The sequence below is a fragment of the Dokdonia pacifica genome, from assembly GCF_900188275.1.
GTDB classification, from domain to species: Bacteria; Bacteroidota; Bacteroidia; order Flavobacteriales; family Flavobacteriaceae; genus Dokdonia; species Dokdonia pacifica.
This window is the reverse complement of record NZ_FZNY01000003.1, coordinates 190,090-214,584: the sequence shown is the minus strand read 5'-3', so window position 1 is coordinate 214,584 and position 24,495 is coordinate 190,090. Positions and strand designations below refer to the sequence as shown.

Annotated in this window: 23 protein-coding genes and 1 tRNA gene; 19 read left to right on the top strand and 5 right to left on the bottom strand. The window is 34.2% G+C overall.

Translation table 11 applies throughout. From position 1 onward, the window contains the following. Window positions 1–320 precede the first annotated feature (320 nt). Window positions 321–2,117: a translational GTPase TypA gene (gene typA / locus CHB80_RS10970; RefSeq protein WP_089371513.1), complete on the bottom strand. Its 1,797-nt coding sequence runs from the start codon at window positions 2,115–2,117 to the stop codon at window positions 321–323. A 639-nt stretch (window positions 2,118–2,756) separates the two neighbouring features. On the opposite strand from typA, the gene CHB80_RS10965 reads away from it, so the two are divergent. The 3 genes from CHB80_RS10965 (at window position 2,757) to CHB80_RS10955 (ending at window position 4,974) form a co-directional block, all read left to right on the top strand. Further along, window positions 2,757–3,323 carry a hypothetical protein gene (locus CHB80_RS10965; RefSeq protein WP_089371512.1) on the top strand — a complete coding sequence of 189 codons (567 nt, stop codon included), beginning with the start codon at window positions 2,757–2,759 and terminating at the stop codon, window positions 3,321–3,323. A gap of 371 nt (window positions 3,324–3,694) precedes the next feature. Beyond that, entirely contained in the window at window positions 3,695–4,543 is an 849-nt protein-coding gene (locus CHB80_RS10960; protein ID WP_089371511.1) for a hypothetical protein, read from the top strand. A 137-nt stretch (window positions 4,544–4,680) separates the two neighbouring features. Next, on the top strand, window positions 4,681–4,974 hold the full coding sequence (locus CHB80_RS10955) for a hypothetical protein (RefSeq protein WP_089371510.1): 294 nt from the start codon (window positions 4,681–4,683) through the stop codon (window positions 4,972–4,974). 76 nt (window positions 4,975–5,050) lie between these two features. On the opposite strand, the gene CHB80_RS10950 is transcribed toward CHB80_RS10955, so the two are convergent. After that, window positions 5,051–5,356, bottom strand: a complete 306-nt coding sequence (locus CHB80_RS10950) for a hypothetical protein (RefSeq protein ID WP_089371509.1) — start codon at window positions 5,354–5,356, stop codon at window positions 5,051–5,053. Window positions 5,357–5,405: 49 nt separating this feature from the next. Here CHB80_RS10950 and CHB80_RS10945 point away from each other — a divergent pair, with 49 nt between their 5' ends. From CHB80_RS10945 to CHB80_RS10920, 6 genes are all read left to right on the top strand, one after another. Continuing rightward, complete coding sequence (locus CHB80_RS10945) at window positions 5,406–6,035, top strand: TetR/AcrR family transcriptional regulator (RefSeq protein WP_089371508.1); 630 nt, start codon at window positions 5,406–5,408, stop codon at window positions 6,033–6,035. A 261-nt stretch (window positions 6,036–6,296) separates the two neighbouring features. Continuing rightward, window positions 6,297–7,388 (top strand): helix-turn-helix domain-containing protein, encoded by a 1,092-nt coding sequence (locus CHB80_RS10940; protein ID WP_089371507.1) that lies wholly within the window; start codon window positions 6,297–6,299, stop codon window positions 7,386–7,388. A 102-nt stretch (window positions 7,389–7,490) separates the two neighbouring features. Then, the gene (locus CHB80_RS10935; protein WP_089371506.1) at window positions 7,491–8,033 is read left to right on the top strand and encodes a porin family protein; all 543 of its coding nucleotides are present in this window, start codon (window positions 7,491–7,493) and stop codon (window positions 8,031–8,033) included. A gap of 52 nt (window positions 8,034–8,085) precedes the next feature. After that, on the top strand, window positions 8,086–9,468 hold the full coding sequence (locus CHB80_RS10930; RefSeq protein ID WP_179218135.1) for a S41 family peptidase: 1,383 nt from the start codon (window positions 8,086–8,088) through the stop codon (window positions 9,466–9,468). Between the two features lie 138 nt (window positions 9,469–9,606). Next, the gene (locus tag CHB80_RS10925) at window positions 9,607–10,323 is read left to right on the top strand and encodes a suppressor of fused domain protein (RefSeq protein ID WP_089371504.1); all 717 of its coding nucleotides are present in this window, start codon (window positions 9,607–9,609) and stop codon (window positions 10,321–10,323) included. 198 nt (window positions 10,324–10,521) lie between these two features. Next, window positions 10,522–11,718, top strand: coding sequence for a redoxin domain-containing protein (locus CHB80_RS10920; RefSeq protein ID WP_089371503.1), 1,197 nt, complete (start codon window positions 10,522–10,524; stop codon window positions 11,716–11,718). Between the two features lie 188 nt (window positions 11,719–11,906). Here the strand turns inward: CHB80_RS10920 and CHB80_RS24610 are convergent, their stop codons facing one another. Further along, entirely contained in the window at window positions 11,907–12,080 is a 174-nt protein-coding gene (locus CHB80_RS24610) for a hypothetical protein (protein ID WP_179218134.1), read from the bottom strand. Between the two features lie 400 nt (window positions 12,081–12,480). Here CHB80_RS24610 and CHB80_RS10915 point away from each other — a divergent pair, with 400 nt between their 5' ends. The 3 genes from CHB80_RS10915 (at window position 12,481) to CHB80_RS10905 (ending at window position 13,870) form a co-directional block, all read left to right on the top strand. Continuing rightward, the gene (locus tag CHB80_RS10915; protein ID WP_089371502.1) at window positions 12,481–12,906 is read left to right on the top strand and encodes a MarR family winged helix-turn-helix transcriptional regulator; all 426 of its coding nucleotides are present in this window, start codon (window positions 12,481–12,483) and stop codon (window positions 12,904–12,906) included. A gap of 57 nt (window positions 12,907–12,963) precedes the next feature. Then, window positions 12,964–13,395: a nuclear transport factor 2 family protein gene (locus tag CHB80_RS10910; RefSeq protein WP_089371501.1), complete on the top strand. Its 432-nt coding sequence runs from the start codon at window positions 12,964–12,966 to the stop codon at window positions 13,393–13,395. Window positions 13,396–13,501: 106 nt separating this feature from the next. Beyond that, window positions 13,502–13,870, top strand: coding sequence for a nuclear transport factor 2-like protein (locus CHB80_RS10905; protein ID WP_089371500.1), 369 nt, complete (start codon window positions 13,502–13,504; stop codon window positions 13,868–13,870). Between the two features lie 114 nt (window positions 13,871–13,984). On the opposite strand, the gene argS is transcribed toward CHB80_RS10905, so the two are convergent. Next, on the bottom strand, window positions 13,985–15,763 hold the full coding sequence (gene argS / locus CHB80_RS10900) for an arginine--tRNA ligase (RefSeq protein WP_089371499.1): 1,779 nt from the start codon (window positions 15,761–15,763) through the stop codon (window positions 13,985–13,987). Window positions 15,764–16,024: 261 nt separating this feature from the next. Here argS and CHB80_RS10895 point away from each other — a divergent pair, with 261 nt between their 5' ends. From CHB80_RS10895 to CHB80_RS10880, 4 genes are all read left to right on the top strand, one after another. Then, the gene (locus CHB80_RS10895; RefSeq protein WP_089371498.1) at window positions 16,025–19,246 is read left to right on the top strand and encodes a LodA/GoxA family CTQ-dependent oxidase; all 3,222 of its coding nucleotides are present in this window, start codon (window positions 16,025–16,027) and stop codon (window positions 19,244–19,246) included. A gap of 3 nt (window positions 19,247–19,249) precedes the next feature. Then, on the top strand, window positions 19,250–20,371 hold the full coding sequence (locus CHB80_RS10890; RefSeq protein WP_089371497.1) for an NAD(P)/FAD-dependent oxidoreductase: 1,122 nt from the start codon (window positions 19,250–19,252) through the stop codon (window positions 20,369–20,371). Window positions 20,372–20,408: 37 nt separating this feature from the next. Beyond that, window positions 20,409–20,834: a hypothetical protein gene (locus CHB80_RS10885; RefSeq protein ID WP_089371811.1), complete on the top strand. Its 426-nt coding sequence runs from the start codon at window positions 20,409–20,411 to the stop codon at window positions 20,832–20,834. Between the two features lie 307 nt (window positions 20,835–21,141). After that, window positions 21,142–21,588, top strand: coding sequence for a hypothetical protein (locus tag CHB80_RS10880; protein ID WP_089371496.1), 447 nt, complete (start codon window positions 21,142–21,144; stop codon window positions 21,586–21,588). A 57-nt stretch (window positions 21,589–21,645) separates the two neighbouring features. On the opposite strand, the gene CHB80_RS10875 is transcribed toward CHB80_RS10880, so the two are convergent. Next, a tRNA-Pro gene (locus tag CHB80_RS10875) sits at window positions 21,646–21,723 on the bottom strand. Window positions 21,724–22,124: 401 nt separating this feature from the next. On the opposite strand from CHB80_RS10875, the gene CHB80_RS10870 reads away from it, so the two are divergent. From CHB80_RS10870 to gcvT, 3 genes are all read left to right on the top strand, one after another. Continuing rightward, window positions 22,125–22,904 carry a carboxylesterase family protein gene (locus CHB80_RS10870; protein WP_089371495.1) on the top strand — a complete coding sequence of 260 codons (780 nt, stop codon included), beginning with the start codon at window positions 22,125–22,127 and terminating at the stop codon, window positions 22,902–22,904. After that, window positions 22,904–23,314, top strand: a complete 411-nt coding sequence (locus CHB80_RS10865; protein ID WP_089371494.1) for a hypothetical protein — start codon at window positions 22,904–22,906, stop codon at window positions 23,312–23,314. The genes CHB80_RS10870 and CHB80_RS10865 overlap by 1 nt, the downstream gene beginning before the upstream one ends. 76 nt (window positions 23,315–23,390) lie before the next feature. Beyond that, complete coding sequence (gcvT, locus tag CHB80_RS10860; RefSeq protein ID WP_089371493.1) at window positions 23,391–24,476, top strand: glycine cleavage system aminomethyltransferase GcvT; 1,086 nt, start codon at window positions 23,391–23,393, stop codon at window positions 24,474–24,476. Window positions 24,477–24,495: the final 19 nt, after the last annotated feature.

Here is a 24,495-nt window from a genome sequence, read left to right as displayed (position 1 = left end):
TCTTATATATAAATTATAAACAACTCCCCTCCGTCTACATCTCGCATCCTCGATGTAGCCACCTCCCCTCAGAGAGGTGAGGAGCCGTTATGATATTTTTATACGCTTTCGCGAAAGCGTATAAAGAAACAAATAAACGTAAGAGTTCCTTCTCCCTTGGGGAGAAGGCTAGGATGAGGGAACAAAAAATCCCCGCTTGAAAACAAACGAGGATTTATATAATTTAAAAATAAGCACTCTTTTTTATATTCCCTCATTCCTGTTTCTCCCAGAGGGAGAAATGATATAAGGTAGGTATACTTACTTTTTAGTTTCTAAACTTATACAATCTTATTACGCTTACGGTCTACTTCTTTTAAGTATACTTTACGTAAACGTAAGTGATTTGGTGTCACCTCAACATATTCATCTTTCTGAATGTATTCTAGGGCTTCTTCTAAAGAAAACTTGATCGCAGGAACAATCTTTGCTTTATCATCGGCTCCTGAAGAACGTACGTTAGAAAGCTTTTTTGTTTTGGTGATATTTACTGTCATATCATCCTGACGGCTATTTTCTCCAATTACCTGACCTTCATAAATATCTTCTCCTGGATCTACAAAGAACTTCCCTCTGTCTTGTAACTTATCGATAGAATAAGGAATTGCGTTTCCGTTTTCCATAGATACTAACGATCCGTTGATACGCCCTGGAATATCACCTTTAAGTGGTTGGTATTCTTTAAAACGGTGTGCCATAATCGCTTCTCCAGCTGTTGCTGTTAATAACTGATTACGTAATCCGATAATCCCACGAGAAGGAACAATAAATTCGATAATCATACGATCTCCTTTGGCTTCCATAGAAAGCATCTCTCCTTTACGAAGTGATACAAACTCTACTGCCTTTCCAGATACATGCTCTGGAAGGTCAATCGTAAGCTCTTCAACAGGCTCACATTTTACACCATCTATTTCTTTAATAATTACTTGTGGTTGTCCAATCTGTAATTCATATCCTTCACGACGCATCGTTTCGATCAATACAGATAAGTGCATTACCCCACGACCATAAACCATAAACTTATCGGCACTATCAGTTTCTTCTACACGAAGGGCTAAGTTCTTTTCTAATTCTTTTGTAAGACGCTCTTTGATATGACGAGACGTTACAAACTTTCCGTCTTTTCCGAAGAATGGCGAATCGTTAATTGAGAATAACATACTCATGGTTGGCTCATCAATCGCAATGGTTGCTAGTCCTTCTGGATTTTCAAGATCGGCAACGGTATCACCAATTTCAAATCCTTCTAGTCCTACAATCGCACAGATATCTCCTGCTTGTACACTTTGTACTTTCTTACGTCCTAAACCGTCAAATGTATGTAATTCTTTAATACGTGTTTTCTTAATTGTCCCATCACGCTTTACTAAAGAAACTTGCATCCCTTCTTTCAGTTCGCCACGTGTTAAACGGCCGATCGCAATACGACCTGTAAATGAAGAGAAATCCAACGATGTAATTAACATCTGTGTATTTCCTTCTTCAATTTTTGGTCCTGGTACATTTGCCATCACCATTTCTAATAATGGTTCGATAGAATCTGTTGGCTTTTCCCAATCATCACTCATCCAGTTGTGCTTTGCACTTCCGTATACGGTTGGGAAATCTAACTGCCACTCCTCTGCTCCTAATTCAAACATGAGGTCAAATACCTTCTCATGTACTTCTTCTGGTGTACAGTTTTCTTTATCTACTTTATTGATCACCACACAAGGTTTCAATCCTAAACTAATCGCTTTCTGTAATACAAAACGCGTTTGTGGCATCGGTCCTTCAAAAGCATCTACGAGTAGACATACGCCATCTGCCATATTTAATACACGCTCTACCTCTCCTCCAAAATCGGCGTGACCAGGGGTATCAATGATATTGATTTTGGTTCCTTTATAGTTTACCGATACGTTTTTAGAAGTAATGGTAATTCCACGTTCACGTTCCAGATCATTGTTATCAAGGATGAGTTCTCCTTTAGATTCGTTTTCACGAAAAAGTTCACAGTGATACATAATCTTGTCTACCAAAGTAGTCTTACCGTGGTCAACGTGTGCAATAATGGCGATGTTTCTAATATCCATAACGAATGCCCGAACAAACGGGATCTTTTAAATTAAGTGCCTTCTATAAAACGGTCTGTTTGACGAGCCCGTTTTTGGCGGTGCAAAAGTACTCTTTTTTAATGGATAAATAGCCGGTTGGTCTGGAATATTGGAATGATAACGTTTTCGTAGCATTAGAGAGGGTTTCTAAGGTGTGGTGAAAGCGTTGGTTTGAGGGGTGTTTGTGATGGTAAATGAGGGATTATTTTTTTGGTGAAAGGATTGATTTTTTATGCTTGCGCGAAAGTCAATATAGACGTAAGACTGTAGGACGTAGGACTTATTTCTTTAGGAAGTGTCTTATGTCTTTCAGCGAAGCGATCTTATGTCTGTATCTTAGAAACAAAGAACCTTCTATCTTTTTCAATCTCACAAAAAGATGCTAAAAATATTTTATTCCCATTTACGGGAAGCCGTACGAGAAAGTGTTTTGGAATAGGTAGGTTTCATTTTAATTACAAACGTTTATAATTATTTGAAGTCGTTTGTATACGGTACAAATCACTAACAAACAACTAATTATATATTGTTGCCCTACAATTCACTCACCCTTAGAAGGATATTTATTATTTTAGAGGTAATGATATAAACAAATTAGGCTTTATTTGAAAAAAAAATATGATTATACCGAAATTCTTATTTCATTATTACGAACTCGACAACGGACCATTCCGAAATATTACCGAATATGGTTATGAAAAAGCTGAAAAAATCCAAAATCAAATCTCGAAAGGTTGGAATAGCAAAAGACCTGAAAATTATATTGAATTAAGGTTAGCGTTAGAAAAGAGAATTAAGGAACAATTAATCTCAAAAGGTGGAAAACCTAACAGAAATGACCCTTTTTATTTTACATTAGGAGAATGTGATTGGGCGAAATCTTGGTATGTGAATCCTGGTGTTATAAAAATTCCTTTAACCGACTTTAAACCTGAACATATAAGTTTTACTTATCCAGATAGTATGGTTTCATTTCAATTTTACGATGAGCCAAAACTCGCTACTTATAGAAAAGATTGTAACGGACAAGTTTTCTTGTTGGATGAAATGAATGACCTAATAAATAATTACGGAGTCCCATCGGATGAAAAATGTAAAACAGAAGAAAGGTTTAAATATGACAAATATATTGAAGTCCAAGTATGGGATGATGAAATAATAAATGAATACAAAAACAAAGCCTAACACTATATATAGCAATAGGGAGATTGGTGTTTAATCAAAAAGTCAGTGTCTATTTGCAAAGTCCCCGCTAGCGCTCGTCTGTGACGAGTGCCGTATGGAGTAAGAATTTATGACTCAAAGTCAATACCTCTTGATAACAAAGACACACTAATCATAATTACAGCAAGATTTTATGGTATAAACGCATATCTATGTGTTATCTGACAATTAAGTAAACAGGTTTATGTATTTTTAATCCATAACAGGCAACCATAAGGGTTGTTATGAAATATTTACAATCAATGAAACCACAGACTATTTACGTTATCATTTTTCTTTTAATTGGATATCATTCATTTTCGGTTCAAATACATTAATCAGGAATATATAAAATGGAAGATTTTGATAAAATAGAATGGGGTATGATTTGGGATATTATTAAAAATATTGTGCTACCTCACACAGGAACTTTAATTTTTAACATCATTATATTTTTATTTCTTGGTTTACTTATATCAATCTTTTACGCTATTATTCTACACAAGAAAAAAATTTTAAAAAGAAAACCTAAATATTATAATTGGGTAGCAAAATTATATGTTCCTGTGCTTATTATTGGATTTCTATTTCTTTTTGGAAATATTGGTTTTATTACAGGGGTATACAAGATTCTGGATAAAGAGAATGGAGCTATCATATCTAGTGTTTATAACAATATTCTTAAACTATCTTTTGAATCAGAAAAAAGCAAAAATGAATATATTATTAAATTACAACAATCTGCACGAGAGGTAAAAGATAGTTCCATTGCTTTAGAAGAGTATCTAAAAATAACAGCAACAGAATATAATACAGGATATTCTGTTATAGATAACAATAAAAATAAATTAGCAAACTTTCTAATAAGTAAGTATGGAAATGATATTTACAAAATATCTGTCTATGGTATGCTTAATGCAGCTGGAGCAAAAGCCCATGTAAATATTGACGAATCATTATCATATGAAGAGTTTAGTACTGGAATGGATTTCTTATTAGATGTAGGACATAAAGATATTGAACAAGCAATAAAAGATAAACTAATAGTATGGTTTGATTCTTTATTATACAATCAATATATATCATTAGTTATGTCTCAATTAGCTTTATTACTCATTATTATCAGTCTACCATTAATCGATTTTTTTATTTATAAGAAATGGATAGAACCAAAATATTCCCCCACTAGCGCTCGTCTGTGACGAATGCTATCTAATAAAAGTGCTACCCATCTTACATATAAAAACTAGAATGTTACTTTGTTTGTTTTTCATATTTTTAGAAGCTATCTTAAAACATTACTTATAAACAAACACAACCCTGAGAATTTCTAATACCTATGATAAAGTCTTGTAAGCGTTGTGGAAAAAGAGCCTATCAAATTCCTGAATTTACTATTGAGGAAAAGAAACTCCTAACTGCATTAAAAATTGATCATAAATTTATGGAGGCTATTGATAAAATAAGAACATTGTATGGTGTAGAACACATTGATGCTAAGTTCTCAGTAATGCACATCAATACCATCTACGGGAAGTGTAATCGCTGTAATGTTGATTACTTAAAAGGAGAATATGTTGAATGCCCAAAATGCAAATCTTTAAATTTCAATTGGGAGATGAAGAATGAGTAAGAGTATCCCCCGCTAACACTCGTTTGTGATGAGTGCTTTATTGAAAAATAACATTCCCAACTATCTATACAATTTATTACGCCTGTCTTGAATAATATTTTTTATGAAAATAGGTGTAGCATATATTCCCAACGATAAAATAGGAAAAAATCACAAAGAGCGCCCCTAAATACATGCTATTTTGAATCATTCCTTCAAAACCATATTTATAGACAAATAGGCATATGGAGATTACAAGATTTAATACTCCATATAGAATATTTTGTGTATTCCCAAAGCCAAGTCCGCTAAACATCCTACCTTTCCAAATACCAAGTACAAAATGTGGTATTGTATTAATTAATGTGAGTCCAATAAGGAAATCTATTATTGAAAAATTCATAACTATATTTTTTGTCGTACAAATGTACGAATTTTAATATTTTTGACATATGAAACAGAAAATACTTGACCAAGCAAGACTATTATATAATGCCAAAGGAATAAGTAATGTAACCACAAGAGTGATCTGTGATCAACTAAAAATAAGTTTAGGGAGTTTTTCCTATCATTTCCCTGATAAAAAAAGAATCTTACAGCAATTATATGAGGAAATACTAGATGAAAATCAAAAAATATATGATACTATTCAAAAACAGGAACCAACAATAAACACCTATTTAGATTGTCATAAAGCACTATTCTTAATACAAGAAAAATACAAATTCTTCTATCTTAACTTATTTGAAATACTGACCAATCATCCCAAAATTAAAGAAGCCTATTTTAAAAACAGAATAGAAGAAACAAACATGGCTAAACAAGTCTTCTTATATTATATGCAAATGGGGATATTAAAAAAAGATATTACAGAAAGCCAAATCATTAGACTTATTAATGTTGGTAATATTCTAAATAATTTTTGGCCCATTGATTCTGAACTATCACCAAAATTAAATCAAACGGAACGGTTAATCCATTATATGAAAATATGCTGTGGATTATTAGAACCCTATCTAGAAGAAGAATCAAGAGATGAATATCACAAGTATTTTAAGATGTTAGAGAATAAAAGTATGTAAATTGGCACCTTACAGGTAATGCTTTCCCAGCTAGTTCTCGTCTGTACCAGATATCCTATTAAAAAAAAACGATCTATTTCACACTGCAATGAATGTTTTATACGCTTTCGCGAAAGCGTATACATGCATCTCCATATTATCATATAATTAACGAATCCTTATACTATAATTAGGTTTTTTCAGTTAAGATACCATGTATATTAGCGGGTGCTTATATATCATCAATAAGTCTAAATACATACTAACTAATTCCTACAATCATTGATTACAACACTAGGTGACATAGCTATTATTGCAAGTATCATCATAGGATACTTCATCAGTATTGCTTTAGTCACCACTAGATTTTATAAGAGTCGCGCCAATAATTACCTTGCCCTAACGCTATTCTTGATCAGTAGTTTGGCATTATTAGATATTATCAATCCTGAGAGTGGATTTTTAAGTTTTCTGTATTTTGTCATGATAGAGTTACTGATTGCAGTGACCTTATATACGTATTTCCTCATTCAAATTCAGCATGTATATCTTACAAGACCTTGGTATAAATGGTTATATCTTCCTTTTATATGTTCGGTAATTGTAGAAACCATTCTTCACTTGGATGACATTTTTCATTTGTATGAGTCTGATTTTGCAGTTTTTGTATTTTATGCAAAAGATATTAGCACCTTATTTTTGAATGTTTTTTTAATCTTTTGGAGTCGGTATTTAATCAAAAAATCTAACACGATTTCAAAAGATAAAAGGCGATGGTTATTACGATTTAACCTTTTTATGATGATGATTATTCTATGTTGGTTTTTATCAAGTATAGAGTTTTATGCATTCGATTCTGAATACACAGTTGATTATCTATGGATACTCGTTTCTTTTTTATCCTGGTGGGTATTATATTATGGGGTATTTAAGCTACAAATTGTCGTACAAAGGGATGAAATCCATGACTATTTGGTTTCGAAAAAAACAGATACTACAGCACCCAAAAAGAAAATCAAACCAACAACGACTTCCAAAATTATTCCTCAACTGTATGTCTTAATGGAAGAGGAAGAAGTATATAAAGATCCGCTTTTAAGTAGATTAGATTTAGCCACCCGGTTGGGAACTAGTGAGGGGAATATCTCTCAAGTTATCAATCAAGAGCTCAACAAAAGTGTGATTCAATTTGTAAATGAATACCGCATTGAAGCCGCCAAAAAATTATTACACGATCCTGTGTTTAACAAATACTCTGTAGAGGCCATTGGTATGGAAGCGGGCTTTAAATCAAAGAGTGCATTCTATAGTGCTTTCAAAACAAATTCAGGAATGTCTCCAGGTGCGTATAGAAAGCTTCAAGAAACGTCCTGATTTGTATAATCCTGCTGTTTTAGTACACCTCCAGACCAAAAGTTACCCTTTTACTTTTTTGATAGCTATAGTTTTATAACTATAAATCAAAAAACGTAATTAATGAAAAAACGATTATTAATAACTGTCATCACAGTTATAGGATTAACCACTGGTAGTGCACAAGAACTAAAATTTGGTGCTAAAGCTGGGTTGAACTTTGCGACAATTACTAACGATGCTGAAGATGAGCTTGACATTACCTCAGATGTTGCTTTTGGCTTGCTTTTAGAAGTTCCTATTACTGAAAAAATTTCTTTCCAACCAGAATTGATGTATTCAGGGCAAGGATCTTCATCAGCTATTCTTACCTACCTTAATGTTCCTTTGATAGGAAAATATTATGTGGTAAAAGGATTAAGTCTGGAAGCGGGCCCGCAAATAGGTTTTTTACTTTCTGCAGAAGATACCGATACAGATGCCAATATAAAAGATGCATTTACAAGCGTAGATTTTAGTCTTGGCTTAGGAGTAGGATATACACTCAACAACGGACTTTTCTTTAATGCCAGATACAATCTGGGTATAGCTAACATAAGTAATGTGGAAGGGATTACTACTAAAAATCGCTTCGTTCAGCTATCTATTGGTTACTTCTTTTTCTAATTAAAAATCAAAAACTATGATGTTTCAAACAATAAACAAACAACTTCTACTTATGATTATAAAAAAAGGACTCTTATGTTTTCTTTTATTCATTCTCTTCTCTTGTAACAATGATGATGATACCACTCCTCCAACACCTCCAACAGGAGATTCGGTAAGTGAGATATGGTTCTCTGAAGAGAAAGGATATATTTTTGAATTTACAGAGAGTAACGATATATTTTACAATGTAAATGCAGCGGGATGTGCCATACAAGATGATGATTTTGTAATCGAAGATTTCTTTGGTTTTGAGTTAAATCAAATAAGCGAAAATGAACTCGTTGCTTCTTCAGATCTTTCAGATATCGATGTGGTATTTACACGACTTCCAGAACAAAATCCATTCTGTCTATCTGACCAGATAGCTATGACAGATGAGCCAAAGGTGAATTTTGATCATTTCTGGAATATTTTTAATGACTATTATGCTTTTTTTGAAGCTAGAAATATAGACTGGGCTCAGTATGAAAGCCTAAGAGATCAAGTAACTTCCGAAAACTTATATGATATTATAGAAGAGTTAGCTTTAGTATTAGAAGATGGGCATGTAAGTATTTATGATGACGAACTAGGCATTGAAATTGAATCTGGAGATGTTAGATTATTAGAACGATTAAACGCCAACTTAAGCGGAGATTTGATCATACAAGATATACAAGACTATTATGATCTTGGTAATGAAAAACTCATCACCATCGTTACAGAATACTTAGGAGGTGAATTTGGAATAGATGACAGAGATAATATTATCTGGGGATTGATAGATGATGAAACTGGATATATTAATGTCTTAACGATGGAAGGCTACGGTACAGATTTCAATAATGAGTTATCGACATTAAATGATATTTTAGATACCATCATGGAAGATCTTACTGCGGCAGGAATTTCGAAGCTCGTACTGGATCTCCGTTTTAATGAAGGAGGTATTGATACCGTAGCCTTAGATATCGCATCGCGTTTTATGGATCAAGAACGACTGTCCTATTTCAAAAAAGCGAGATTAGGAGATAGTTATACAGAGAACACTGCTTTCTCTATAGGTCCTAAAGGTAATTTTCAATTTACAGAAGACATTGTATTACTTGCAAGTCCTATCACGGTAAGCGCAGGAGAGCTTTTTACATTATGTCTGAAAGATCAACCTTATGTGACTATCGTAGGAGAAAATACCGCAGGTGCATTTTCTACAATATTAAATCACGTATTACCCAATGGAGCCGAAGTAGGACTATCCAATGAGATCTATACAGATGCGCAGGGTGTTACTTTTGAAATTGTAGGGATTGGTCCTGGTGCTCCAGAAAATCAAATTTCCTTTTTCTCAACCGCAGACTTTGAAGAAGGGGTAGATAGTGGAATAGATCGCGCTTTGGAAGTATTAGAAAACTAAGATTTCTAAAGACTATATGTGGCGAATCCCATATTGAATGAATCTCATCATTTTAAACACAGAAAGCTATAGGTCTATATCTATAGCTTTTGTATTTTAGAAGCTACTTAATAGCAATTCATTCTAAATGAAAACCAAATGAAGACATGTTGTCAAACTGCCATACTTATCATTGTATTCTTTGCTTTCTCTTGTTCTCATAAAACAGTAAAAAACACACCCAAAAAAGTACCCAATAGTGTAGCAATTATTGATAATCATTTAGATCAATTTTTCGATGAAAGTGAAGACATTGACGTGCTTAATGAAATAGAATCTGAAATCATTCATAAAGACATTTACTTTATCAAAGCAACAGAAGACAGACCTTTTCATATTTTATTAAGCTGTGGGATGAGTGCCTTACCTATGAATGTTCCAAAAGATATAGCATCATCTCCATATGCAGAAGTTATGATGTTGCTTCCAAAAGAGTGGAACCTAGCCTATGAATCTTTTAAGGATGAACAAAACTATTGGCCTATGCGAATTATGAAAGAATTAATGGCGCTTCCACACCCTAATAAAACTTGGCTAGGTTTTGGACATACCTATGGTCACGAAGAGGATACGGAGTTTGCCGAAGGCATAGGCTTTAATTCGGTCATGCTAGCACATTCTATGGAGTTATCAGCTGATTTTACTGAGATTGTACTTGAAAATGATAAGATCATTGACATTTATACCTTAATTCCACTTTATAAAGAGGAACTCGAATTTAAAAAACAACATAGCACACGAGAATTACTTGAGAGATTTGACAAATTTGGAATTGAAGAAATTGTCAAAGTAGGACGAAAAAATGTCTGTTTATAGATAGCATTATTAAACCTAATCATTGAAATGACGTTTATATCAAAGCAAAGGGTTCTGCAATTGAAATCAATGGTGTTACTACGGCTACTTACACAGAAAAACCACCTTTTCCCTCATTGAAAAGAACCATTCACACATTTATCATTTTGGGAAGGCGCATTATGAAATAGATTTGATTGTTTTAAATCTCCACCAAAAATGAAAAAAATACTCTTCCTCTTTTTAGTTGTTTCCCTCATTGCCTGCAAAAAAGAAAGTACCGTAGTTGAAGTAGGAAAACCTATTCCTAATTATACCTTTCAAAATATTTTAAATAGTACTCAAACAGAGCTTCCCTTATCTGATCTAAAAGGGAAGCCCGTTATTTTGGAGTTTTGGGCTACTTGGTGTGGTCCGTGCATTCCTGCAATGAAGAAACTAGACAGCTTGCAAAATCACTTTAAAGATGACATTGAAATCATTACAGTTTCATCAGAAAATAAAGAACGTCTTGAAAAATATATAAAACGCTCAGGTACATCATTACGCATTGCATCTGATACAATGCACACTAAGTATTTCAATTATAAAGTAATTCCTCATGCTATACTTATAGATAAAGATGGCATTGTAAGAGGCATTACAAATCCAACGACTATCAATAAAGAAGTGATACGTAGGCTCATCGCAACTGATGAAATTTCAGTAGCTATAAAAAATGATTTTTATGCCGATACACTCGTAAAAGGAAAAACGATAAAAGCCATCTCTAATTCAGATTATACGCTAGAATTACGATCTTTTGAAGCACAAAAACGAGGAATTCAATACCTAAAGGACATCGATGGAGAAAATAATGGGATTAAAATGTGGACGCGTACCTTAGACGTGCTCTATAAAACCCTATATGATATTCCTTCTTTTAATAGAATAGTCTATAAAGACAGCTTAAGCGACAAAGATTTTCCTTTTGATAAAAAACATCGATATTCCTTATTGATTGAAACCTCCCAAAAATATAGAGGCGATTGGAAACAGTTAGGAATTACCATGCTTCAAGAACATTTTGACATCCATGCCAAAACAAGTATAGATACACTAGATAGTTATATCTTAAAGAATGTAGACAATACCATCACAGCATCAAAGGCTAGTGCATTTGGATACTCATTTATGGGATCAACGCTTACAACTACAAAAGCACCTATAGCAACACTTACAAAATATTTAGAAAAATTCACAGACCTCCCTGTTATAGATAGCACGCATCTAACAGAAACTTACGACATTGAATTAGAATGGTTTGAAGACGATCCCAAAACATTACATGCTGCATTAAAAGAATATGGATTGGTCTTAGAAAAATCAACAAATAAACTACCTATTGAAGTACTAGAACTCTATCGAAAAAAGTAAAAAAGCATCTCTAATCTTGGGTATTTACGAAGCAAGTATAAAGAAGTTTGTCGAAGGCATTTTATAATTTAAAGATTAAAAACTTCGACAAACTTTTGACAAAATAACAGTAATTTTCAGACAGTATCTTTTCCCATAGTAGTTAGCAAGAGTACTCTTTTTCAAATCATTGTTACCTGTAACTCATATTAACATCCCCAAGGTTCAACAGATGTACATAAATTAGGATCACAAGAATAACCACATTGCGAATTATTTTGAGAACCCGAACCATTTTCTAATCCATTCCCTCCTTTTAATTTGTCAAGATTTGCTACTGATTCCTTGTTTAGCTCTAAAGATTTTAGATCTTTCTTTTTCATAATTAATTGTTTTTAAGGTTACTAATTACCTAAAAATACAAAACGGTCTATGAATTCGCTACGATAGATCTGTATTTAACATTTTTTAAATAACTGATTTTGAATAGTATAAAAAATCAGTCAAAGAACATTCGAAAAGTAGAAAAAACGATTACTGGTATTAAAAAGTAATCACTTTCTATGATGTAAGTGTACATAATTACGCTTTCGCGAAAGCGAACTTTCGAGACCTGCCTGCCGGCAGGCAGGTTCACGATCGGAGGGAGAATGAAATGGTAAAGCGTATACAACCACCATTAAAAGGTAGATAGGAAACTATATAACTACACAATAATAAAAATTAAAGCATTAAAATTATTTTTAGTTGTCTAGCTAACTATTTTTATTATATATTTGCGATATGATTCATAACAACATCTATTTTCAGATCGAACTTACTGCTCGAAAAATCAGACAATATGGGCAAAACGTTCTAAGATCTCATGGCATTGATATCACTATAGAACAATGGTTAGTTTTAAATGTTATCAATGATAATGAAACTACAAACCAAATTTTTATAGGAGAAAAACTGGTAAAAGATAAACCTACTATCTCAAGAATGGTAAATCAATTAGATAAAAAAGGGTTTATTATAAAAACTTCTTCTTCTTCAGACTCTAGACAAGTATCGCTTTCTATTTCTAAAAAAGGAAAAACACTAATTCATAATTTACAACCTATTATTGAAGGAATACGCCTTAAAGGTTTACAAGAACTATCTGAGAAAGAAAGTCAACATATTAAATCCATTTTAAATAAAATTCAAAAAAATTTAGACACCTAAAATTTATCTATTTAGTTGTCTAGCTAACTATAAATATAACTCTTTAATTTAAAAATTATGAAAACAAAAATTTTATCCCTTCTTACAGTGATGCTACTAATAGCTTGCAAATCAAACGCTCAAAACAATACTATGAAAGATGTAAAATCTACCTTAGAGTCCTATATACACGCTGGAGATATTAATGACGCAGAAAAACTAAAGCACTATTTACATGACGACTTTAGAGTAGTCCTATATGACACAAAAAAAGATGCTACTTCTATTTTGGATAAATCAACCTATGTATCTTTTATAAAAACTAAAAAATTTGGAGGTTATAAAAGGAACATTAACTATGAAGCTATTGAATTTATCGAAGAGCATATGGCTACTATCAAGGTGACACTTACAAGTCCTGGTAAACCAACATTAAAGAATTTTTATTCCCTTGTAAAATTAAAGAATGAGTGGTTAGTGATTCAAGATTATGTAACTCTAATAAAGTAACATTTATACAATTATCCTTAAAATTAACTGTCTATTTTTAACATTCTGTTCTACATTAAATTTATAATTATCGTTTTAATGTATTTCAATTAATTTTTAAAAGATTATGACAAATAAAGAAATCATAATGAAATTTTTAAATGGATTTAATAATCCTGAATATATTCAAGAATCCCTGGCTTTACTAGCAGACGATTATGTATTTAAAAACCCAATAGTAGTATTAAACTCTAAAACAGAATTTATTGCATTAGCTAAAGAAATTGGAACATTAATAACAGGAATAGACATCATAAATATTGCTGAAAATAAAAATTGGGTTAGTGTATTTTATAATTTTAAATCATCTATTGTTGGACTTGAATCAAATATAGCTTCTGAATGGTTTAGGGTTGAAAATAAAATCATAAAGGAATCTCATTTAGTCTATGATTCTTCAGGTTGGAAAAACGTGTATGAGCAAATGAGGGGGTAAAATCAAATAAAGGTTCGGGTGAAAATCCGAACCTTTATTGATTCATTTATTTTATTATTCAAGAGTTAAACTCATTTTTAGTGACAGTTATTCTTATAACATTCACTTGTAAAATTACATACGCTCAGGTACGTCAATACCTAATAGTCCAAAAGCACTTTTAATTACTTGGGCTACTTTTCCACTTAAAGCCACACGGAATGCTTTTTCAGCTTCATTGTCAGTGCCTAATATGGTTACATTTTGGAAAAAAGAATTAAATCCTTTAGCAAGATCATAAGTGTAATTTGCAATTAAAGCTGGGCTATGATTTTTTGCTGCCAATTGTATAGTAGTAGGATATTCCTGTAATAATTTTAAGAGTTCTTTTTCTTTTTCGTGTAATTCATTTAACGAAATAACAGAAGTATCAACTTTTAACTCTTTTGCTTTACGTAATATTGATTGGATACGCGCGTAGGTATATTGGATGAAAGGTCCTGTATTTCCTTGGAATTCTACCGATTCTTCAGGATTAAATAAAATACGTTTTTGCGGATCTACCTTTAATATATAATACTTCAGTGCTCCTAATCCTATCGTCTTATAGAGTTCTTGTTTTTCTTCTTCAGAATAACCTTCTAGTTTTCCTAATTCTTTAGATAGTGTTTCTGCTGTCGTTGCCATTTCTACAATCAAATCATCAGCATCTACTACAGTTCCTTCGCGGGATTTCATTTTTCCAGAAGGAAGATCTACCATTCCATAACTTAAGTGGTATAAGTTTTCTGCCCAGTCATATCCTAATTTCTTAAGGATTAAGAACAATACTTTAAAGTGATAGTCTTGCTCATTTCCTACAGTATAAATCATTCCTCCTACGTCAGGATTGTCTTTGACACGTTGAATCGCCGTCCCTATATCCTGTGTCATATACACAGCTGTTCCATCTGAACGAAGCACTAATTTTTCGTCTAAGCCTTCATCCGTTAGATCACACCATATAGAACCGTCTTCTTTTTTAAAGAATACACCTTTTTCTAGTCCTTCATCAATATTGTCTTTTCCTAATAAATAGGTATTGCTTTCATAGTATAAACTATCAAAGTCTACACCTAAATTTTTATAGGTCACCGCAAAACCGTCATATACCCATTGATTCATAGTTTTCCAAAGGGCTACCACTTCTTCATCTCCTGCTTCCCATTTACGAAGCATGTCTTGCGCAGCTAGTAAAATAGGTGCTTCTTTTTTGGCCTCATCTTCTGTTTTTCCAGCAGTAACTAGCTCTTGGATTTCTATTTTATATTCTTTGTCAAATCTTACATAGTAATTTCCAACAAGTTTATCGCCTTTCATTCCTGCACTTTCTGGAGTTTCTCCATTTCCAAATCGTTGCCATGCCAACATAGACTTACAAATATGAATACCACGATCGTTGATAATCTGTGTTTTGTATACATTTTTACCTGAGGCTTGGATAATTTTCGCGACAGCGTACCCTAATAAATTATTACGAATATGTCCTAAGTGTAAAGGTTTATTTGTATTTGGAGAAGAATACTCTACCATTACGGCCTTGCCTTCTGGAGCTTTGAATCCAAATTGTACATCAGCTTGAATGCCTTTAAAAAAGTCTAAGTAATATCCATCGGCAATCACAAGATTCAAAAATCCTTTTACCACGTTAAATGCAGTTACCTCAGTAACATTTTCGACAAGGTACTCTCCTATTTGGGTACCAATCTGCACAGGGTTTCCTTTCACCACACGTAACATTGGGAATACCACTACGGTAATATCACCTTCAAACTCTTTTCGGGTTGCTTGAAACTCTACTGCAGTTAATTCTGCTTGATATATGGATTGAATGGCTTCTTTAACGGCTGTTGTAAGCGTTTGCTGTAAGGACATAATACAAATTTAATACATAAGATGCCCGTTTTTACGGGCATTTCAAAGCGCAAAGATACTATAAAAACAAGATAATTAACCGTTATATATATGAGGAAAATAATGTATAGATAGAAAAATAAATCGATCCAATCTATACCATTCAAAAACCCCGTAATTATACCCGTTTTTAGAAAATACTCTTTTCTATTCCCTTCTTTTTTTGAGATTCTTTGTAATTTTTAATCCATTAAATATCAAAGCTTAACCAAATATAAACTCATGAGTAAAGATTCCTCCAACCAAAAAAATGTAGACAAACCTACAGCAAACAATGTAAAATGCTGGGATAGTACTGGTGCTACAAAAATAGTGACACAACGTCTTAAAGAGATGTTTGTAGAAATGGGGCAAAAAACCCGAATTGAAAATGGACAAAAACCAGCAGAACGTGCTGTATTTAGAAAACAACACGGTATTGCCTACGGTAATTTTGTAATTAAAAAAGATATTCCTAAAAAATATAAAGTGGGCATCTTTGCAGGCGACTCTTATGAGTGCGCTATGCGATTTTCTAGTGACACCTCTCCTACTTCAGCCGATTTACACTCTACTTTAGGAGTTGGTTTAAAACTCTTTGGAGTAAAAGGGAGAAATTTATTTGGTGAAGGAGATACTGCCGATTTTATCTTTCAAAATATAGATCGTTTCTTCGCTAGAGATGCACAACAAATGTGTGCATTTACCACTGCGGGTGTGATTGATCAAGATTATGACACCTATATAAATAAACATCCCGAAGTAGGAAGAATTTTAGCGGCAATGGCAAAAGAAGAAGGGAGTTGTTTAAGCGCTAGTTATTGGGCCATACTTCCTTTTGAATTAGGGAAATCACAGATTGTAAAATATCGTTTAGTTCCAGAAGAAAGTACACCAAAAGGAGCGCCATTTGATGATACAAATTATTTAAAACTGGATTTAGAAAAGCGCCTTCGTAATGGAGATGCGAAATTTAGATTTGAAATTCAGGTGCGTACAAATGACAAAACCATGCCGCTGGATGATGCGCAAGTAGTATGGAGCACCAAAGAGAGTCCGTATATCTGTATTGCAGAATTACATATACCGCAACAAGATGTTACTGCTATTGGTCAGGCGGAATTTGGTTCTAATTTATCATTTAATATCTGGCGCACACTTGCTGCGCATAGACCTTTAGGCTCAATTGCAGAAGTACGTAAGACAGTATACGCTGCTAGTGCTGAAACACGACACCAAGCCAATGGACAACAATTACAGGAACCCAAACAGCGTTGTCCCTTTTTTCAGGGAAATACCGATGAGGACGATGATTGTATTGTAAGAGCGGGTATCTATCCTCCTATTGGAATTACACGTGTAGGTAATAGTAAAGATGAATACTTTTTAGGTCCGCTAGTAGATGTACCCGAAGCTAAGGAAGATGTATATGCGTATAGAGATAAAACGGGTGCTTTAAAACGTCAAGCAGCACAATTTAGAATTTATGGATTTAATGCGGCTGGAAAAGCGATTAAAGAATTAACTCCAGATAAAGACACTAAGATTACTTGGCATGCTCATTTGGCAAATCAAAAAGCTTCTTGGTATCAATTTCAAATTGCTTTGGATATTCCCGACGCAAGTGATCCAGATATACCGCCATCATTACTCCGTAATATCGATGTAAAAGATAGAAGCACATTACATATAGATGGAGGGAAACAAAGTATATCAAAGCCTAATATTACCAAAGGGCATACTTTTGAAGGGGAATTCCAATCTAAAAAGGTCTATTTAGGAGAGATGCATACCGATAAAAAAGGGCGTCTTATTATGTTAGGAGGACACGGGAAATCTGAAAATCTTAATGGAGATATTGCTGTAACATTTGCAAATAATGAAGGTTGGTATGATGATACTTCTGATGGGCCTATTACAGCAGACGTAACCTATAAAGGAGTCGCATTAAACGTAGATCCGGCATGGGTAGTTTGTGCGCCACCAGATTATGCGCCTATGCAAAAATCGGTGCGTACAATGTGGGATTTGATGCGAGATATTGCAGTACAGGCTGGCATGCTTGAGCGTCCTGCGAGACCTTCGTTTATGAAAGATATTTTACCCATTTTTGAACGTATGACCAATTTACAATGGGTAAATGCAGGGTTTGCCGGTGCCTTTGGATGGGGAGGCCAATTTAATTATACCTCTGAAGAATGGGTACGAAAATTAGGTGATCCTTCATCTGCCAATTATGAGATGCGCCGAACGATTTCAAATAATTTCCGTCGTTATGATGTGTCTGGTGCCGAAGCACCACAATTATGGCCTTGGATGTACGGGGATGCAATTTCGATTCCATCACAAGGATCTGTTCGTCAACATTCAACACTATCCAAATTACAATTGTCATTTTTAGATCAATGGGTAGAAGGGGATTTTGATGCCGATTTTGATGATGTACAGGCTGCTGTCGTTACGGATATTGATCAATTACCTGTTTCAGAACAACCTGATATGTTGACCAAAGCTGCCATGGATTTCTGTCTAGCCGATGCTTTCCATCCAGGATGTGAAATGACATGGCCTATGCGAACTTCTGGTATGTACTCAGCGCCATTTAGACTTAAGCATGCGCCAAAGACACCAAAAACAGATACAAGTTATTATGGCTCTACAATGAATGGCGATGTGATTACCATGTCGGCTGGCCCATTATTAGGAGGACAACCACCAGGAGGTATTACACGTTGGATGGCAATTCCTTGGCAAACAGATACTGCCAGCTGTAGAGATGGGTATACCACTTCTTACGATCCTTATTTACCAACTTTCTGGCCGGCTAGAGTGCCTAATAATATCTTAAGTGAAGAGCGTTATAAAGAGGCTATTGATCCTAAACTATCTGAAGAAACACGTAGAGAAGCTTTTGCATATCGCTATTTCTGGCTAGATGACTTACCTCTGGATGGAGAAGCGCCTACGCAAACAAATCAGATCAATAAAATGATTAAGTATTTTGATAAACTAGCTGTCGTTCAACCACGACCTGGAGTTACTGATGATCCAAATTTCCCGCCAGAAATGCAGGTAGGTATTATCCCTAGTGAAGAACAACATGCAAAACTACTATCTGATACGATGAATGACTTGAAAAAAGTCATAAGTAGTAAAAAACGTATGGGTAGAAAAGAAAAAGATCTATTAGATACGACTGTTAAGCATCTGTCACATAAAAAACTATTAAATGAGCAATTCTTGATGGAAGGTGCAAAAGATCAATTACTCACACTCATTGAACATGAACTTGTAGAAGATTATAAAATCACACCTAGTGTGCAACGATTATTAGATCTACTCGCTTCAAAAACACATAAAGCTGATCAAGTGAAAACGACACAGCATCAGAAACAACCTAGAAAATCTGTGGGTGTTCCTGAAAAAATGGTGCGTTTTGAGCGTTACATACCAAAAGAACACTAGTCTTTGGCAAAAATAGAAACAGACATCCTTATTGTAGGTGGCGGTATTGCAGGTTGCATTGCCGCCATCTCATTAATAGATACACATACCGTTACGCTTATTGATAAGTTAGAAGAACCTAAAGAGCGTATCGGAGAATCATTAGCACCGGCAGCACAACGCATCCTTAAAGAGCTTCAATTACTTGAACCACTACAGCGATATCAAAACTCACTCTATATTCAAAACTTAGGAATGCAATCGTATTGGGGTAGTGAGCAAGTACATATTGTTGATCATTTACGTAATCCTGATGGGTTAAGTAAAAGTATAGACAGAAAAGGTTTTGAAAAATTCCTAAGAAAATCGGCAGTAGAAAGAGGCGTACAATGTATCTGGCCAGCTAAATTGCAAAATAGTTCGTTAGATGATACCACTTGGAATGTTGTGATCACTTCTGATATACATAAAGAACAACATATACAAGCCAAATTTATCATCGATGCTACAGGACGACAATCTCATTTTGCAAGAAGTCAGGGTGTACAGCGTATACATCATGATAAATTGATAGCTTGTTGGGTAACACTTCCTGCCACTCAAGAAAATAAAATGAGTACCATTACTGCTTCAGAAAATGGATGGTGGTATAGTGCTGTTGTTCCTCATCATAAACGTGTCATTGCTTTTCAAACAGATTCAGACCTAGTAGACCGCAGTACCTTTAAAGATCTAAATTCATTTCTAGAACTTTCTAAAAGTAATAGGCAAATAGCAGCTATTCTAGAAAAGAATAAAGCAGCAATTACTTTTCACGGAGTTACAGCAGCAAACTCAACACAATTAGAAAAAGTAACAGGTCAACAATGGGCAGCTATAGGAGATGCAGCCATAAGTTTTGATCCGCTGTCTTCTCAAGGTATGTTTAATGCCATGGCCAATGCCATGCAGTTAAAAGAGCTATTAGTTATGTCTAATATTGTAAATCACCCCGACAGTATCATAGAAGCACAATTTCAAAAAATGTACACGCAACAAATTGAAGCTATTTGGGAACAATATTGTTATCATAAAAACACTTTTTACAAAGCAGAGATGCGTTGGAGTGATCATCCTTTTTGGAAAAGAAGACATCCATCTATATAAAGCTAAAAGCATTTCATATCTTTATAAGAAAAAGAAAATGCTTTTAAATGTCTCCTATAATAATCCTGAGATTCGTAAAAAAATAGACAATGAGGTAGGAAAACCTTTTTCTTTTTTTGAGCGGATCAAACAAGGTGGGATTGGTCTCGGTCATCTTATAATTACTTCTTCTAGTATCGAAATACAAAACTTACTAGCACTAGATAAATACCGCAACAAATGCAACATAGAGTTACGCCCTAATGGTATTATTATTGGTTTTAGAGCCTTATTAGAATCATATGCCCTTGTAATTCCGTATTGGAAACTTACAATCTATAAAGGAGATGCACAAGAATATAGTATATACAGAGATACGTATTGTATAAAGATTGAAGCCACTGAAAAAAGAGTTCATCAGTTTATAAAACGTATTCTTACTGAAAAAGAAAAACAAACTCCAGTCTCTATAGATGATCTATAATTTTGTTGTTCAGTTGGTATTATTCTGTATACGCTTTCGCGAAAGCGTACTCATCCTATTATCAAAAAAAATAACAGCTATCATCTTAACAAGGAATACCTAACACTTCCTAAGAATTAAAAAGCGCTATCTATTCTGCTTATTATTTTGTATCTTATAGTACTCATTTTAAAAACTTGAATCGTATAAAATAGCATTTTTGCTGCATTTCATACACTACCATCTTACTATTTATTAGTAATGTATGACAATGAATTTTTAAATATATCATTCGAGTCAAACCGATGTTTCACTAAAAACCAAAATTATGAAAGCTTTACTATTCTTTAGTTGTTACTTGATGGTTGCTACACTCGTCACGAGTGATGGAGGAAATATAACCAATGAAAAGATCTCCCTAGAAGGAGTTTGGGAATTACAAAACCAACAGATGTACGAAGATGGAACAGTCTCAGAAATCATGGAGAATGAAAACGGGTATAGGCAAGTCAAAATGTATAGTAAAGGAAAAGTAATGTGGACTCGTAATGATCCTTCAGATAGTAATGAATGGTTTGGATATGGAACCTATACTATAAAAAATGGAATGCTTGAAGAGCGATTAGAATATGCATCTGGTCCTATGATGAAAGTGGTAGATACCACACAAGTATTCCGATTTGAACTGGTTATGGAAAAGAAAGCGTATCAACAGATTCAATTGGATGATGATGGAAATCGTTTTCATGGAGAAAGTTATACACGTGTAGAATAAAATAGACTACCTACTAAAAAACAAAAAGCCTAAAATCGTATTGATTTTAGGCTTTTTTGGTCGGGGTGGCAGGATTCGAACCTGCGACCTCCGCGTCCCAAACGCGGCGCGATAACCGGGCTACGCTACACCCCGAATTGGTGTTTTGCGGGTGCAAATATACTATTATTTATTAGTTACAAAACAATCTTTTTATATATTTTTCTTATAAATCTTTTCTTTTCCTTTATACGATTTAACGCTTCGCTCTCCCTTTGGTCGTAAACCTGCCTGACGGCAGGCAGGCCTCACAAGTTCGATTTCGCGAAAGCGTATACCACCTTATTAAAATGCATTTCATCCTCTAAAAATATAGTAAGAAACAAAGGAGATCTTCATTATTAATTTTCATAAAAGGTATTAAACCAAGATCCCGCTGAAAAAGCGGGATTAGTTCAACTATCTATTGTGTATGCGTCTTACAGACTTTACAAAATAGTGTTTTACTAATAAATGATCGATGTTTTAGTTATCTTACACCTATAAAATTTTATTGTATGAGACTTCTCTTACTTTTTGCATTATGTATTGGGTATTCAGCTATTAGTCAACAACAAGTTTTTGATAAAGCTGGCTTTGAACATCAGGACAAAACCCTTCCTTATCGTATTTTAAAACCTATAGATTTTGACGAGTCCAAAACCTATCCACTTCATATTTTTTTACATGGTTCTGGAGAACGTGGAGACGATAACCAGGCACAACTAAAACACGGTAGTGAGTTATTTATAAAACAAAATCCTACATATCCTGCTATTGTTATTTTTCCGCAATGTCCAGCAGATGATTATTGGGCACAACGCACCTATAGTAGAAATGAAAAAATAGGCGCCAATGTATTTAAATTCCCTAAAGAAAGTGAGCCCACATGGGCTATGAGTGCTGTGATGGCATTAATAGACCAATACTTAGAAGAAGCGTATATCGATAAAAATCGTGTGTATGTAAGCGGACTTTCTATGGGAGGTATGGGTACCTTTGAACTGCTTTCAAGAAGACCTTCTCTCTTTGCGGCAGCGACTCCTATATGTGGTGGCGGAAATTCTGATAATGTTGCAAAATGGGCCCAGCAAACACCCGTTTGGATTTTTCACGGAGAAGATGACAATGTAGTACCGTCTAATTATTCTAAAGTTATGTACAACTCTTTGCTAAAGATGAAAGCAACACCAAAACTTACACTTTATAAAAATGTAGGGCATAATAGTTGGGACAATGCGTTTGCAGAAAAAAAACTCTTTGCATGGATCTATAGTAAAAAACGAAAAATCAGATAATGAATAACAAGCAATTAGATACCATATTCCATACACTTATAGACAATGTAAAAGGCAATCATGGACATTGGCAATTTATATTGGGAGACACACAACTCATTTGTCTAACTGATGAGCTTCATAATAGAATGCGGTTTATGGCTCCTATCATAGAAACTGATAAACTAACGCCTGATGAAATAAATAAATGTTTGGAAGCCAATTTTCATACAGCTTTAGATATCAAATATGCGATTTCTGACGGCATCCTTTGGTCTGTCTTTATGCATCCATTAAAAGAACTTACAGAACGCCAAGTAGAAGATGCTATTCAACAAGTATATGCAGGCGCTCAGAACTTTGGCTCTTCCTATAGTAGTTCTAACTTATATTTCCCTACAAAACAAGATCGTAAAAACAACCTAAATTAAATCCATAATTTGGGCTTTATAAAGCTATTTTTAGCACTTCATTTTATGTACATTTGTGTTGCAAAAAAACACACAAATGAAAAACACTGCATTAACCGCAATACACGAAGCATTAGGAGCTAAAATGGTTCCGTTTGCTGGATATAATATGCCTGTATCCTACGAGGGCGTAAACGCTGAGCACGAGACAGTGCGCAATGGCGTAGGCGTTTTTGATGTATCTCATATGGGAGAATTTCTTATCAATGGAGATAAAGCGTTAGATTTTTTACAACGTATTTGTTCAAATGATGTATCAAAAATTGGTGTGGGTGGTGCTCAATACAATTGCTTACCTAACGAAGAGGGTGGTATCGTAGATGATTTGATTGTATATCGCATCAAAGAAAATGAATACCTAGCGGTTGTAAATGCATCTAATATTGATAAAGATTGGGCTTGGTTTAATAAACATAATACCTATGATGTAAATCTTAGAAATATCTCTGAAGATTTCTCGCTTTTGGCTATTCAAGGACCTAAAGCTGCCGAGGCTATGCAATCGCTTACAGATACAGATCTTTCTGCTATCAAGTTTTATACGTTTGAAGTAGGACCATTTGCTGGCGCAGAGCATGTAATTATTAGTGCAACAGGATACACCGGAAGTGGTGGTTTTGAAATATACTGCCATAACAAAGATGCAGAGATGATCTGGAATAAAGTATTAGAAGCTGGTGCCGATTGGGGTATCAAACCTATAGGACTTGCTGCACGTGATACCTTACGTTTAGAAATGGGATATTGTTTATATGGTAATGATATAGATGATACCACATCACCACTAGAGGCTGGTTTAGGATGGGTGACAAAATTCACGAAAGACTTTATCAATAGTGAAGCACTCAAAGCACAAAAAGAAGCAGGTGTTTCTAAAAAATTAGTTGGTTTTGTATTGGATGAACGCGGAATCCCTCGTCAAGGTTATGATATCGTAGATGATGAAGGCAATAAAATAGGTCATGTAACGTCAGGTACCATGGGTCCTTCAGTAGAAAAAGGAATTGGTTTAGGCTATGTAGCCACTGCCTATAGTAAGTCAGATTCAAAAATTAACATACAGATACGCAAGAAAGCAGTCCCTGCAACCGTTGTAAGACCACCTTTCTATAAAAAAGGATAAGTAAACATTTTTTATCATA